This window comes from Nocardiopsis sp. TNDT3 (assembly GCF_003427465.1).
GTDB classification, from domain to species: Bacteria; Actinomycetota; Actinomycetes; order Streptosporangiales; family Streptosporangiaceae; genus Nocardiopsis; species Nocardiopsis dassonvillei.
The window spans coordinates 1-13,457 of the sequence record NZ_QPFC01000751.1 but is presented as its reverse complement, the minus strand read 5'-3'; the positions used below and the strand labels follow the sequence as shown (position 1 = coordinate 13,457).

The 13,457-nt window shown below is 73.5% G+C and carries 12 protein-coding genes; 5 read left to right on the top strand and 7 right to left on the bottom strand.

Annotated features, from left to right (window positions below; genetic code table 11):
- Nucleotides 1-13 precede the first annotated feature (13 nt).
- Nucleotides 14-688 carry a TetR/AcrR family transcriptional regulator gene (locus tag DQW06_RS18600; RefSeq protein WP_041552848.1) on the bottom strand — a complete coding sequence of 225 codons (675 nt, stop codon included), beginning with the start codon at nt 686-688 and terminating at the stop codon, nt 14-16.
- Between the two features lie 112 nt (nt 689-800).
- Between DQW06_RS18600 and DQW06_RS18595 the strand changes: the two genes are divergently transcribed.
- Both DQW06_RS18595 and DQW06_RS18590 read left to right on the top strand, forming a co-directional pair.
- On the top strand, nt 801-1,616 hold the full coding sequence (locus DQW06_RS18595; RefSeq protein ID WP_013154677.1) for a carbon-nitrogen hydrolase family protein: 816 nt from the start codon (nt 801-803) through the stop codon (nt 1,614-1,616).
- Between the two features lie 239 nt (nt 1,617-1,855).
- Complete coding sequence (locus DQW06_RS18590; protein ID WP_013154676.1) at nt 1,856-2,098, top strand: hypothetical protein; 243 nt, start codon at nt 1,856-1,858, stop codon at nt 2,096-2,098.
- 241 nt (nt 2,099-2,339) lie between these two features.
- Here the strand turns inward: DQW06_RS18590 and DQW06_RS18585 are convergent, their stop codons facing one another.
- Both DQW06_RS18585 and DQW06_RS18580 read right to left on the bottom strand, forming a co-directional pair.
- Entirely contained in the window at nt 2,340-3,848 is a 1,509-nt protein-coding gene (locus DQW06_RS18585) for a CoA-acylating methylmalonate-semialdehyde dehydrogenase (protein WP_117199001.1), read from the bottom strand.
- Nucleotides 3,849-4,007: 159 nt separating this feature from the next.
- Nucleotides 4,008-5,294 carry an aspartate aminotransferase family protein gene (locus tag DQW06_RS18580; protein ID WP_117199000.1) on the bottom strand — a complete coding sequence of 429 codons (1,287 nt, stop codon included), beginning with the start codon at nt 5,292-5,294 and terminating at the stop codon, nt 4,008-4,010.
- Between the two features lie 198 nt (nt 5,295-5,492).
- Between DQW06_RS18580 and DQW06_RS18575 the strand changes: the two genes are divergently transcribed.
- On the top strand, nt 5,493-7,097 hold the full coding sequence (locus tag DQW06_RS18575; protein ID WP_013154673.1) for a PucR family transcriptional regulator: 1,605 nt from the start codon (nt 5,493-5,495) through the stop codon (nt 7,095-7,097).
- A gap of 14 nt (nt 7,098-7,111) precedes the next feature.
- Here the strand turns inward: DQW06_RS18575 and DQW06_RS18570 are convergent, their stop codons facing one another.
- The 3 genes from DQW06_RS18570 to DQW06_RS18560 are packed head-to-tail and all read right to left on the bottom strand — an operon-like array spanning nt 7,112 to nt 10,162.
- Nucleotides 7,112-7,438 (bottom strand): hypothetical protein, encoded by a 327-nt coding sequence (locus DQW06_RS18570; RefSeq protein WP_013154672.1) that lies wholly within the window; start codon nt 7,436-7,438, stop codon nt 7,112-7,114.
- Nucleotides 7,435-8,766: an acyclic terpene utilization AtuA family protein gene (locus DQW06_RS18565; RefSeq protein ID WP_117198999.1), complete on the bottom strand. Its 1,332-nt coding sequence runs from the start codon at nt 8,764-8,766 to the stop codon at nt 7,435-7,437. The genes DQW06_RS18570 and DQW06_RS18565 overlap by 4 nt, the downstream gene beginning before the upstream one ends.
- Before the next feature lie 31 nt (nt 8,767-8,797).
- Nucleotides 8,798-10,162, bottom strand: a complete 1,365-nt coding sequence (locus DQW06_RS18560; RefSeq protein ID WP_013154670.1) for a CitMHS family transporter — start codon at nt 10,160-10,162, stop codon at nt 8,798-8,800.
- A 119-nt stretch (nt 10,163-10,281) separates the two neighbouring features.
- Here DQW06_RS18560 and DQW06_RS18555 point away from each other — a divergent pair, with 119 nt between their 5' ends.
- On the top strand, nt 10,282-11,208 hold the full coding sequence (locus tag DQW06_RS18555; RefSeq protein WP_013154669.1) for a LysR family transcriptional regulator: 927 nt from the start codon (nt 10,282-10,284) through the stop codon (nt 11,206-11,208).
- Nucleotides 11,209-11,334: 126 nt separating this feature from the next.
- Here the strand turns inward: DQW06_RS18555 and gabT are convergent, their stop codons facing one another.
- On the bottom strand, nt 11,335-12,672 hold the full coding sequence (gene gabT, locus DQW06_RS18550) for a 4-aminobutyrate--2-oxoglutarate transaminase (protein WP_013154668.1): 1,338 nt from the start codon (nt 12,670-12,672) through the stop codon (nt 11,335-11,337).
- A gap of 250 nt (nt 12,673-12,922) precedes the next feature.
- Between gabT and DQW06_RS18545 the strand changes: the two genes are divergently transcribed.
- Nucleotides 12,923-13,457, top strand: a 535-nt coding sequence (locus DQW06_RS18545) for a PucR family transcriptional regulator ligand-binding domain-containing protein (RefSeq protein WP_198662483.1), incomplete at its 3' end; no start/stop codon positions are given.

The window sequence follows — 13,457 nt, the reverse complement described above, 5'->3', positions numbered from 1 at the left end:
GAGTTCGGGGAGGTCAGCGGGGCTCCTCGGGGGGATCGCCGACGTACAGGAGGTAGGCGTCGAGGATCGTGCGCTCGGTGAGCAGACCCTCGGTGTACAGCTCCAGGGTCGGGAGCATGTACTCCCGCGACCACTCGCGCGCGACCCGGGCGAAGTCGACCTCCTCCCCGAAGCGCCCCAGCGTGAGGAACAGCAGCAGCGATCCGAGGGAGTTGGCGGCCAGGTAGCGGGCGCGCCGGGCCGGGTCCCGGCTCGGGCGGATGGTGCCCTCGGCCTCGCCCGCGGCGAGGTAGACCTCGATGTCGGCCACCATGCGCTCGAAGAGCGCGGCCGCGAGCGGGCCCCCGGCCTGCATGGAGCGGACGACGTAGGCCAGCAGCGGGGCGTACTGCTCCATCGTCGCGAGCTGGTGGAGGAAGGTCTGCCCGTCGTGGCTGGTGACCGTGTCCGTCTTGACCTCGTTGACGGCCGCGGTGACGTGGTCGTCGCAGGCCCGCCGGAGCTTGTCCTTGGAGCCGAAGTGGTGGATCACCAGGCCGGGGGAGACCCCGGCCTGCTCGGCGATCGCCCGCACGCTCACGCCGAACCCGCGCTGGCCGAAGCACGCGATCGCCGCGTCGCGGATCCTGGCGCGCGCCGTGAGGTCGGACTCCCCGTCGGGCCGGTCCGGACGGTCGGTTGAACTCATGTTCAATACTTTAAACACTTGTTCAGCCTTCTGACAAGGGGGTGGCCGCGGAAGTGGCCGTACACTCGGTGCACGGCGCCCCGGGCGCCCCACGCCGACGAGGAGAGGTTCGATGGTGCAGGTCGCGGTCGCCCAGTTCGCCCCCGGTCAGGACAAGGCGCGCAACCAGCGCTCGGTGGCGGAGCTGACCGCCCGCGCCGCGGCGGACGGGGCCGAGGTGGTCCTGTTCCCCGAGTACACGATGTTCACCGCGGGCCGCGTCGACCAGCGCTACGTGGCGGCGGCCGAGCCCCTGGACGGCCCCTTCGTCTCCGAGGCGGCCGACACCGCCCGGCGGGAGGGCGTGCACCTGGTGCTGGGGGTCGGCGAGGCCGAGGACGGCGCCGACGCCGCCCACTTCACCAACACGCTGGTGGCGCTGTCGCCGCGGGGTGAGCGGGTCGCGCACTACCGCAAGATCCACCTGTACGACGCCTTCGGGGCCCGGGAGTCGGACGTGCTGCGCCCCGGCCCGATCGAGGAGCCCGAGACCTTCACCGTGGACGGCGTGGTGTTCGGTCTGCAGACCTGCTACGACCTGCGCTTTCCCGAGGTGACGCGGCGCATCGCCGAGGCCGGGGCGCATGTGGTGCTGCTGGCCGCGCAGTGGGTTCCCGGCCCGCTGAAGGAGGAGCACTGGCGGACCCTGGCCCGGGCGCGCGCCATCGAGAACACCGTGTACGTGGCCGCCTCCGGGCAGGCGGCGCCCACGGGCGCGGGCAACAGCATGGTGGTCGATCCCATGGGGACACCGCTCGCGGCGCTGGGTGAGCAGACCTTCGCGGTCGCCTCGGCCGGGGTTTCGGCCGCCCGGGTGCAGGAGGTACGGGAGCTCAATCCGGCACTCTCCCTGCGCCGTTTTTCGGTCTCTGTGCGGGCCGAGGACTGAGGTCCCGGATCGCTACCGCCCCGCAGCTAACCGGACAAAACAGATGAATACCATCCGGCAAGACAGGGTCTTCCCAGGCATCATCACTTAGGGTTATGATTCCCGTGCATGGTGTGATGTGGATCGGTCCGAACCATTCCAGGTGCCCAAAGCTTCTGATTCAATAAAGAGCCGGTAACTATCGGCCCGCCAGACTGTCCTAAACCACGGGGGGAGCAAGGACATTGCGCGGAACGAGCATGATGTGCGAACCAGATACGCGGCCCACGATCGACGTCGAGGTCTACGATCCGGACTCGCTGAGCTGGGCGCAGTGCATGGGGGATGCCTGCGTCGTCTGCCACACCAAGTGGCCCCGGCCCCGCCGGGTGCTCGGTGAGCTCCCGGACGGGAGTGCGGTGTTCGGTTGTGAGGAGTGCGCCGACCTCGTCGGCGCGGAGCCCCGGGTGGCCGCCGAGGAGCGGCTGTTCGCGGTGCGCTAGCGGTGCGCAGACGGTCGCGCTCCGGGTCCAGGGGGAGAGGCGGACCCGGAGCGCTTCCGTTGGCGCACCCGCTTCCATTGGGGAGGAGGGGAAATGAGCGCGCCCTTCCCGGATGGTTCGTGCGTCGGCTGCCGGCGCCGACCACGCCCCGTGAGGGGCGTCCGATGACAACGATACTCCGTGTCGTTCACCGCCGACCGACAGTGAGGCAGATCCGTCCGGTATTTTCGCGGAAACCGAGTCAACCGTTGGTGGGGAACCCCAGGTCGACGCCCCCTTCGGGCCGCTGGCCCGGGTCGGCCCACCGGGCGGTGACCGCCTTGGTACGGGTGTAGAAGTGGACACCCTCCGTGCCGTGCGCGTGTGAGTCGCCGAACAGGGACTGCTTCCAGCCGCCGAAGGAGTAGTAGGCCATCGGCACCGGGATGGGGACGTTGATCCCCACCATGCCGACCTCGACCTCGTTCTGGAACCGCCGGGCGGCGCCCCCGTCGTTGGTGAAGACCGCCGTGCCGTTGCCGTAGGGGCTGGCGTTGACGAGCTTGACCGCCTCGTCGTAGCCGCCCACGCGCACCACGCTCAGCACGGGGCCGAAGATCTCGTCCCGGTAGCACGACATCTCGGGGCCGACGTGGTCCAGCAGCGACGGTCCCAGCCAGAACCCGTCCGGGCTCCCGCCCGACACAGGGTGCGCGCGGCCGTCGACCGCCAGGGTCGCGCCCTCGCGCACCCCCGACTCCAGGTAGGAGGCCACCCTGTCGCGGTGCTCCCTGGTGACCAGCGGCCCCATCTCGCTGCGCTCGTCGTCGCCGGGGCCCACGCGCAGGCGCGCCACCCGCTCGCGGATCCGCTCCACCAGCCCGTCGGCCACCGAGTCCACCACGGCCACCGCGGAGATGGCCATGCACCGCTCGCCGGCCGAGCCGAACCCGGCCGAGACCGCCGCGTCCGCGGCCAGGTCCAGGTCGGCGTCGGGCAGCACCACCATGTGGTTCTTGGCCCCGCCCAGGGCCTGCACGCGCTTGCCGTGCTCGGCGGCGGTCCGGTAGACGTACCGCGCGATCGGGGTGGAGCCCACGAAGCTGACCGCCGCCACGTCCGGGTGCTCCAGGAGGGCGTCCACCGCCTCCTTGTCGCCGTGCACCACGTTGAACACGCCCTCGGGCAGCCCCGCCTCGGCCCACAGCCCGGCCAGCAGCACCGACGCGGAGGGGTCCTTCTCGCTGGGCTTGAGCACGAACGCGTTGCCGCAGGCCAGGGCCACCGGGAACATCCACATCGGCACCATCGCCGGGAAGTTGAACGGCGTGATCCCGGCGACCACGCCGAGAGGCTGGAGGATCGAGTAGGCGTCCACGCCCGTGGACACGTTCTCGGAGTAGCCGCCCTTGAGCAGGTGCGGGATGCCGCAGGCGAAGTCGACGACCTCCAGGCCGCGGGCCACCTCGCCCCGGGCGTCGGAGAGGACCTTGCCGTGCTCGGCGCTGACCAGCTCCGCCAGCCGGTCGGCGTTGGCGCTGAGCAGCTCGCGGAAGCGGAACAGGACCTGCACCCGCCGGGACAGCGGGGTGTCGCGCCACCCCGGGAAGGCCTCCCGCGCGGCCGTCACCGCCGCGTCGACCTCCTGCCGTCCGGCGAGGTCGACCGTGCCGGTGACCCGTCCGGAGGCCGGATTGTAGATGTCCCCCGTGCGCCGGGCCGGCCCCTCGTGGGCGGACCCGCCGATCCAGTGGGTGACGTGCTTGCTCATGCTGGCGCTCTCTTCCTTGTCCACAGGCGTGCGGTCGGGGCCGGTGCGCCGCGCCCCGGCGCGGTTTGCTTGATACGGGGGGTCCCCGGGGGCCGCCAGCGTCGTGCTGCCCGCCTCCGCGGCCGTGCGCGGTGACCCCCGGGCCCGGCCGGCCCTCCCTCAGGCCCCGGCGTCCACCGTGCGCACCGCGTCCAGCAGCACGTCGCGGCCCTCCACGGCCTCCTCCCGCGACAGCGTCATCGGCGGCGCCATCCGCAGCACGTTGCCGTGCACGCCGCCCTTGCCCACCAGCAGGCCGCGCTCACGGGTGGCCTCCAGCACCCGCCCGGCCAGGGGTGAGGACGGCGCGCCGGTGGCGGGGTCCATCATCTCCACGGCGAACATCAGCCCCTTGCCGCGCACGTCGCGCACGCTCGGCAGCGAGGTCAGCGCGCTGAGCCCCTCCAGGATCAGCGCGCCCTGCCGCCGCGCGTTGCCCTGGAGGTCGTGCTCCAGCACGTAGTCCAGGGTCGCCCCCGCCGCCGCCATCGACACCGGGTTGCCGCCGAACGTGGCCACGCCCAGCGCGCCCAGCCGGTCCATCAGGTCGCCGCGCGCCACCACACCGCCCACGGCGAACCCGTTGCCCAGGCCCTTGGCGAAGGTCATGGCGTCCGGGACCACCCCGTGGTTGCCGATGCCGAAGAAGCTCGTGCCCGTGCGCCCCCAGCCGGTCTGCACCTCGTCGGACACGAACAGGATGCCGTGCTCGTCCAGCACCTCCTTGTAGGCGGCGTACAGGCCGTCCGGAGGCATCGCGAACCCGCCCACGCCCTGCACGGGCTCGGCGATCAGGCACGCCACGTTCGGCGCCGTGGTGTCCAGCACGTCGCACAGGTCGGCCACGCACGCATCGACGTACTCCCGGTCGGTCATCCCCCGGAAGGCCGGGGCCGCGTGGTCGGTGCCGTGCAGGTAGTGCACGTTCAGCGGCGACAGGGAGGAGTTCTTCCACGCCCGGTTGCCGGTCACGGCCACCGTGCCGAACGAGCGCCCGTGGTAGCTGCCGCGCATCGCCAGCACCTCGTCGCTGCCGCGCGCGTACGTGGCCAGCAGCAGGGCGGTCTCGTTGGCCTCGGTGCCGGAGTTGGTGAAGAACACCTTCGCGTCCGGGATGCCCGACAGGCGGGCGATCTTCTCCGCCAGCTCCACCTGGCTGCGGATGAGGTAGAGGGTGGAGGTGTGCACGACCCCCCTGGCGATCTGGCGCTCGACGGCCTCGCGCACCTCCGCCACGTCGTAGCCGAGCATGTTGGTCACGATGCCGGTGAAGAAGTCCAGGTAGGTGTTTCCGTCGGCGTCCGTGACACGGGCGCCCTTGCCGCCGGTGATCTCCAGCGGGGACTCGTAGTACAGGGGAAGCCAGGAGGGCATGACCGCGCGGTGGCGTGAGAGAAGTTCCGACATGCCCCCAGTCTCGCCCCGAGCACCGGACTTGGCCAGGACCAGCATGGTGACAAGACGTCGGCCGGGCCGACGACGCGTACGTCCCTCCGCGTCCGACCCCCGCCCCCGGGCCGGGCACCGGCTGCGCGATACACCGTGTAAGACCGGCGGCCGGATGTCTGACACTGCGTCCCGTGTCCGCCTCCTAGGATGGAAGCCGTGCTTCCCACCCTCGCCGAGGTCCTCCAGCTGCCCGCCCTCCAGCGCGCCCGCCCCCGGGTCGTGGCGCGCCCGGACCGGCTCGACGTGGCCGTGCGCTGGGTGCACATCGCCGAGGTCACCGACCTCGCCCACCTGCTCCGCGGCGGTGAGCTGGTCCTCAGCACCGGCATCGCCATGCCCGACGATCCCGAGGCGCTGCGCCGCTACATCGACGACCTCGCCGCGGCCGGGGTCAGCGGCATCGCGGTCGAACTGGGTCGCAAGTACCACGCCGAGCTCCCGCCCGCCTTCCTCGACGCCGCGCGCGAGGCGGGCGTGCCGGTGGTCCTGCTCGACCGCGACGCCCGCTTCGTGGAGATCACCGAGGCCGTGCACGTCCGGGTGGTCAACGAACAGCTGGAGGAGCTGCGCGAGTCGGAGAAGCTGCACTCGGTCTTCACCCAGCTCTCCGTGGAGGGCGCCGACACCGGGCGCATCCTGCACGAGGTCGCCCAGCTCTCCGGCTGCCCCGTGGTCCTGGAGAACCTCACCCACCAGGTGCTGGCCTGCGACCTCAACGGCGAGGAGCCCGAAACCCTGCTCACCTCCTGGGAGAGCCGCTCGCGCGCGGCGCGCTCGGGCTCGCGCACCGTCCACACGCCCGCCAACGGCTGGCTGGTCACCACGGTCGGGGCGCGCGGCCAGGACTGGGGGCGTCTGATCCTCGTCGTCGGGGCCAACCCCACCCCGCGCCAGAGCATGCTCATCGAACGCGCCGCCACCACCCTCGCGCTGGTCAGGCTGCTGGAGCGCCACCAGGAGAGCCTGGAGCGGCAGACGCACCGCACGATCATCGCGGGCATCATCGACCGGGCCTACTCCGACCCGGAGGAGGCGCTGGTTCGGGCCCGCGCCGTGGGCGTGCCGCTCAACGGCCGCGAACTGGTGGGGCTCGTGCTGCGCCTGCGTGAGAGCGGGACCGGGCTGGCCGCCCAGGCGCGCCTGTCCGACACCGCCGAGGGCGCCGCGCGCGCCTGCCGCGAGCTGCGCCTGCCCGCCCTGGTGGGCTCGCTCGACGACCTGCGCGTGGGCATCCTGCTCGCGCTGCCGGGCCGCCAGCGCCTGGACCCGACCCTGCACCTGCTCGCCGACCGCATCCGCACCGCCGTGGGCGGCGGCGCCGTGCTGGCCGTGGGCTCCTCCGCGGACGGAGTCCGGGAGGTGCGGCGCTCCTTCCTGGAGGCGCGCCAGGTCGGCGACGTGGCCATCCGCCAGAGCGACCAGCGCCCCTTCTACCGGCTGCCCGACCTGCACCTGCGCGGCCTGCTCCACCTGTTCCGCGACGACGAGCGGCTCCAGACCTACGTCGAGCGCGAGCTGGGGCCGCTGCTGGACCACGACGCGCGGCACGGCGGCGACCTGACCGACATGCTCCGCCACTACCTGGGCGCGGGCCGCAACAAGGCGCTCGCCGCCGGGCGGGCGCACCTGTCCCGCCCGGCGTTCTACGACCGGCTGCGGCGGGTCGCCCACGTCCTTGACGCGGACCTGGACTCGGTGGAGACCTGCCTGTCCCTGCACGTGGCGCTGCTGTCGCTGGACTCGGTCCGCGACGAGCGCTGACCCGGCGCCCGCGGTCAGCGCGCCCCGGGCGCCCCCTCCAGCTCCATCCCCAGCAGGACCGAGGCCAGGCTCTTGCCGTGGGCGTCCAGGTACAGCGACGTGGTCACGGTGTCCCCGCCCGCGCGCGGGCACACCAGGACCAGCGCGCACACGTTGTCCATCCGGTGGACGGTGACCGGCCCGCGCACGCGTCCGCCCAGCGCGCGGGCGACCCGGTCGGGCGTCAGCTCGGCGCACAGCACCGGGTACCACTCCGGTTCGTAGGCGATGACGGCGATCGTGTTGAGGTTGCCCTTGTCCCCGGCCCGGGCGTGGGCGACGTCGCGGAGCACGGTGCTCACCGCTCCCCCTCTCCGAAGAAGTCGACCCGGGTGCGCACGGCCTCCCGGTCGACGGTGGTCGACAGCACGCCCACGACCTCGTGGACGGAGGTCCTGAGACCGCCCCCTCCGGCGGGCCCCGACGTGTAGAGGGCGCCCACCTCCTCGGCGACCGCCTCGGCGTCCGCGCGGCCGGAGCCGAGGGCGGCCACCCGCAGCCGGCACTCGAAGGGCTCGTCCCGGCCGTCCCCGCCGGAGCCGTGCAGCGCGTCCACGCCCACGACGTCGGCGCGCAACCGGGAGACCTTCCCGCCCAGGCGCTCGCGCACCACCTCGCCCGCCAGCCGGGCCCGCGCCAGTGCGCCCGGCCCGGCGTAGGAGATCTCGCCCTCGCCCCGGAAACCCGCCCGGTACCCGACGCTGACCTTCAGCTCTCCGGGCCGGGGCAGCCCACGGGCCCCGGTGACCAGCACCCGGTCCGGTCCGCTCTCGGTCAGCCGCACCCCGGTCATGTCGAGCACCGAGTCCGGCGTGACGTAGGCCCGGGGGTCGGTGACCTCGTAGGTGAGCTGCTCGGTGACCGTGAGCCGGTCCACCCGGCCGCCGGTCCCCGGCAGCTTGGTGACCACCGCCGAACCGTCCCGCTCCACCTCGGCCAGGGGGTAGCCGAGGCGGGCCAGGCCGGGGACCTCCTTGCGGCCCGGGTCGGCGAAGTAGCCGCCGCTGACCTGGCCCGCGCACTCCAGCAGGTGGCCCACCAGGGTCCCGGCGGCCATCGCGTCCGCGTCGCCGGGGTCCCAGCCCAGGCGGTGGGCCAGGGGCGCGAGGAACAGCGAGGGGTCGGCCGCCCGGCCCGCGATCACCACGTCGGCTCCGCCCTCCAGCGCGGGCGTCAGGGCGTCGGCGCCGACGTAGGCGTTGGCGGAGACGATCTCGCCGTGCGCCTCCAGCGGCAGCCCGTCCTCCCAGCAGGGCGCGGACGGGTCCAGCAGGTGGAGCACGTCGTCCCCGGAGACCGCGGCGACCAGGGTCGGCAGCCCCAGCTCCCGGGCCGTGGCGCGGGCCATGCGCGCCGCCGCCACGGGCGCGGCCGCCCCGGCGTTGGTGACCAGCCGGGTGCCGTGCCGGTGCAGCGGTTCGAGCAGGAGTTCCAGGCGCCGCCGCAGGGTCGGGTCGTAGCCGGGGCCCGACCCGCTGGCCTCCCGGAGCGAGGCCAGGGACACGGTGCGCTCTCCCAGGCACTCCAGTACCAGGGTGTCGAGGCCGCCTCCCTCCACGAGGTCGACGGCGGGTTGGAGGCGGTCGCCGGCGAAACCGGCGCCGCACCCGATCCGGGCTCTGCTGGGCACACTGACTCCTTCGAACGGTGTGGACGGGCGGTCAGCCGACCCAGAGCGGGACGACCCCGCTGGCGAGGGCGACCGCGAGGACGACCAGGCTGACCAGCCAGGCCCACGGCAGCAGGAAGCGGATGTGGGAGCCGATGGGCACCCCGGCCAGGCCGACCAGCAGGTAGAAGGAGCCGGTCAGCGGGCTGATCGGGAAGCCGACGGTCTCCTGGCCGATGATCGAGGCCTGGGCGATGTCGGCGGCGGCGACGCCGAAGCCCTCGCCCACGGCGGTCAGCACCGGCATGACGGCGAAGTAGTAGGCGTCGGGGCCGAAGAGCAGGCTCATGGGCACGCCCAGGACACCGACGATCGCGGCCATCCCGGGGCCGAGGAAACCGGGCATGGCGCCGGTCATGGCCTGTCCCATCGCCTCGATCATGCCGCTGCTGTCCATGACGCCCAGGAACACGCCCGCGGCGAGCAGGGTGCTGGCCATGAGGATCGCCCCGGAGGCGTGGGCGTTGACGCGGTCGGTCTGGGCCTTCATCCCCGGGTAGTTGACGACGAGCGCCACGACCAGGGCCAGCATGAAGACGAGTTCGGGGGAGAGCAGCCCGAAGACCAGGGCGAGGACGGCGGCGACGGTCAGCGCGGCGTTCACCCAGTACAGGCGCGGGCGCAGCAGGTCGGCGTCGGGCTCCTGCCCGCCCGCGGCGAGCGGGTCGGCCCCGCCCTCTCCGGCGGTCCCGCCCGGGCGGCCGCCCCCGACGGGCACCGGGGAGGGCAGGGGGTCGGCCGCCGCCAGCCGCACGCGCTCGCGGTGGCCGAGGTACCAGGCGACGGCGACGCAGGCGGCCATGCCCGCCAGCTGGGCCGGGATCAGCGGGGCCCACAGTTCGTTGGCCGGAACGCCGAGGACGGTGGCGGCCCGGGCGGTGGGCCCGCCCCACGGCAGCATGTTCATGATCCCCGCGCCCAGCCCGACCAGCGCGGCCAGGACCACCCTGCGCATGCCCAGGGCGTCGTAGAGCGGGAGCATCGCCGGGATGGTGATGAGGAAGGTGGTGGCGCCCGCGCCGTCCAGGTGGGCGACCATCGCGAGCACCACCGTCGCGACCGCCACGGTCACCGGCGTGTTCCCGGCGAACCCGAGCACGCGGCGGATGATCGGCGCGAACAGCCCCGCGTCGCGCATCACCCCGAAGTAGAGGATGGCGAACACGAACATCGCGGTCGTGGAGGCCACGCCGCCGATGCCCTCGCCGACGAAGGAGGCCACCTCGCCGGGGCCGAAGCCCAGCGCGAAGGCGGCCGCCACCGGGACGCCGACGAGCGCGACCACCGCGCCCACCCGGTTGGACAACAGCAGCAGGAGCACCACGGCGATCGTGGCGAAACCCATGGCGGTCAGCATCTGGCACGCTCCTCGGACACCCTCACGGGGGGAAGTGACGGGGGACACATGCCGACATGGTTTCGCGGGGTTCTCCCCTTGTCCAACATCGGTTTCCTCTGGATCTATGCTCTGGAGGCATGGATCTGAGCCTGAGGCAGTTGTCCGCCTACGCCGCGGTGGCCAGGTACGGGAGTTTCACGCGCGCCTCCCGTGAACTGCGCGTCGCGCAGCCCTCGCTGAGCAGGACGGTGCTCGGGCTGGAGCGCACCCTGGGGGTCCGCCTCCTGGAGCGGACCACGCGCAGGGTGGAGTGCACCCCGGAGGGGGCCGAGCTGCTGGCCGTGGCCGAACGCCTGCTGGAGGCGCACCGCTCGGAGATGAACGGGCTGGAGCGCTTCCTGCGCGGCGAGCGCGGCACCGTCGCGGTGGCGACGCTGCCCTCGGTGGCGGCCGCCCTGCTGCCCTCGGTGATCTCCCGGCTCAGGTCGCGCACGCCCGAGGCCGACGTCCACGTCCTGGACGGGATGTCGGAGGCGGCCGTGGAACGGCTCCAGGCGGGGGAGTGCGACCTGGCCCTGGTGGCCGCGGGCCGGGTGCCCGGGGAGCTGGTGTCGCGGCCGCTCCTGCGGGACCGCTACTTCGCGGTCGTGCCGGTGGGGCACCCCTTCGCGGAGCGGTCCGCGCTGACCTGGGCCGATCTGGCGGGGGAGGCCTTCCTGGCCACCGGCGGCGACTCCAGCGTGCGCGCGGGCGCGGACGCCGCCTTCGAGCGCGCGGGCGTGGTGCCCGAACGGATCGTGCGGGCGGGCAACGTCTCGACCATCGGCGGCCTGGTGTCCGCGGGGATCGGCGTCACCGCGCTCCCGGCCCTGGTCGGAGTGCTGATGAGCTTCGCCGACCACGTGCGCGTGCCCCTGACCGACCCGGTCGTGGACCGCGGGCTGAGCGTGCTCACGCGCCGGGACCGCAGGCCGGGGCCGGTCGCGGCGGGGTTCCTCGCACTGCTGGAGGAGATGCGCGCCGAGGACCACCCGCTGCCGCGGGACGTGGCCTGGACGCACTGACGGGGCCGGAGCGGGAGGTGCGCCGACGATGTCACGTGCGGGAGCACGGCGGACGCGCTGACGCGACCGCGCCGCCCCGGGCGGGACCGCGGAGCGGGGCCCGGTGGTGACGGAGGCGGCGGGGGACTACAGCCGGGCGAAGGCCTCCTCCAGGATGTCCAGGCCCTCGTGCAGCAGCTCGTCGCCGATCACCAGCGGCGGCAGCATGCGGATCACGTTGCCGTAGGTGCCCGCGCTCAGCAGGACCAGGCCGCGGGAGTGGCAGTAGGACAGGACCTTGGCCAGCGCCTCGGGGGCGGGCGTGCGGTCGGCGTCCTGGACCAGCTCGATCGCGATCATCGCGCCGCGTCCGCGCACGTCGCCGATGACCTCGTACTTGGCGGCCAGCTCGCGCAGGCGGCCCAGCATCAGCTCGCCGATCTCACGGGCGCGCTCCACCAGGCCGTCGGACTCGATCGCGGACAGCGCGGCCAGCGCGGCGGCGCACGCGGCCGGGTTGCCGCCGTAGGTGCCGCCCAGGCCGCCGCCGTGCACGGCGTCCATCAGCTCGGCGCGGCCGGTCACCGCGGCCAGCGGCAGGCCGCCCGCGATGCCCTTGGCGGTCGTGATCAGGTCCGGGACCACGCCCTCGTGCTCGCTGGCGAACATGTGGCCGGTGCGGGCGAAGCCGGTCTGCACCTCGTCGGCGACGAACACGATGCCGTTGGCGCGGCAGAACTCCACCACCGCGGGCAGGAAGCCGGGGGCGGGCTCGATGAAGCCGCCCTCGCCCTGGATCGGCTCGATCACCACGGCCGCCACGTTCTGGGCGCCGATCTGCTTGGTGATCTGCTCGATCACCATGGCCGCCGCCTCGGGGCCGCAGTTGTCCGGGCCCGTCGGCCAGCGGTACGGGTAGGCCATCGGCATCCGGTGGATCTCACCGGCGAACGGCCCGAAGCCCTGCTTGTAGGGCATGTTCTTGGCGGTCAGCCCCATGGTGAGGTTGGTGCGGCCGTGGTAGGCGTGGTCGAACACCACGACCGCCTGGCGGCCGGTCGCGCTGCGGGCGATCTTCACCGCGTTCTCGACCGCCTCGGCGCCCGAGTTGAGCAGGATCGAGCGCTTCTCGTGGTCGCCCGGCGTGATCCGGTTGAGCGCCTCGCACACGTCCACGTACGCCTCGTACGGGTTGACCATGAAGCAGGTGTGCGTGAACCGGCCGAGCTGCTCGGCGGCGCGCTCCACCACGCGCGGGTCGGCGTTGCCGACGTTGGTCACGGCGATGCCGGAGCCGAAGTCGATCAGCGCGTTGCCGTCGACGTCCTCGACGATGCCGCCGCCCGCGCGCTCGACGTAGACCGGCAGGACGCTGCCCACGCCCTGGGCGACGGCCGAACGGCGGCGCTCCTGGATCGCGCGGGACTTGGGGCCGGGGATCTCGGTGACGATCCGGCGGGACTGGGCGACCTCGGTCGCTGCCATGCGGCTGCCTCCTTCTGCGGTGGACGGGAGCGGAGAGGGGCCGGGGGTGGGCTCCCCGACCTGGGACGACACTAGGGTGCGCGGAACCACCCCCACATGGACAAGGTGGATAATCAGGGCTGAGCCTTGCGCCAGCGCGTCAGGGTTCGCACGAAGCGGGTCCGCTGGAGCGGGGGGAGGACGGCCCGCGTCCCGTCCCGCCGACCGCGCCGAACCGCCTCGACCGGCGGCCGAAGTGGAGGGGAAGCCGATGCCACCGACCCTGGGGGCCCTGATGCGCACGCCCCGCCTGCGCCTGAACCTGCTCACCGGCCAGGAGAACCTGGACCGGAGGGTGGAGTGGGTCGCGGTCAGCGAGCTGGAGGACCCCACGCCCTACCTGGCGGGCGGCGAACTCCTGCTCACCACCGGCGTGCGCTGGGCCACCGGCGTCCCCGACCTGCGCGACTACACGCGCCGCCTGGCCGAGCGCCGCGTCACCGCGCTGGGCTTCGCGGTCGGCGTGGTCCTGGAGCGCACCCCCGAGCCGCTCCGCGAGGCCGCCGCCGAGTTCGGCCTCACCCTGCTGGAGGTGGCCAGGGAGACCCCCTTCATCGCGATCGGCAAGGAGGTGTCCCGGCTCCTGGCCAAGGAGGAGTACGAGGGGCTGAGCCGGGCCTTCGCCGCCCAGCGCGACCTCACCCGCGCCGCGCTCACCGGGGAGGCGGCGATCGTGGACCGGCTGGCCCGCGAACTCGGCGCCTGGGTGCTGCTGCTGTCCGCCGACGGCGCCCCCCGGCACGCCG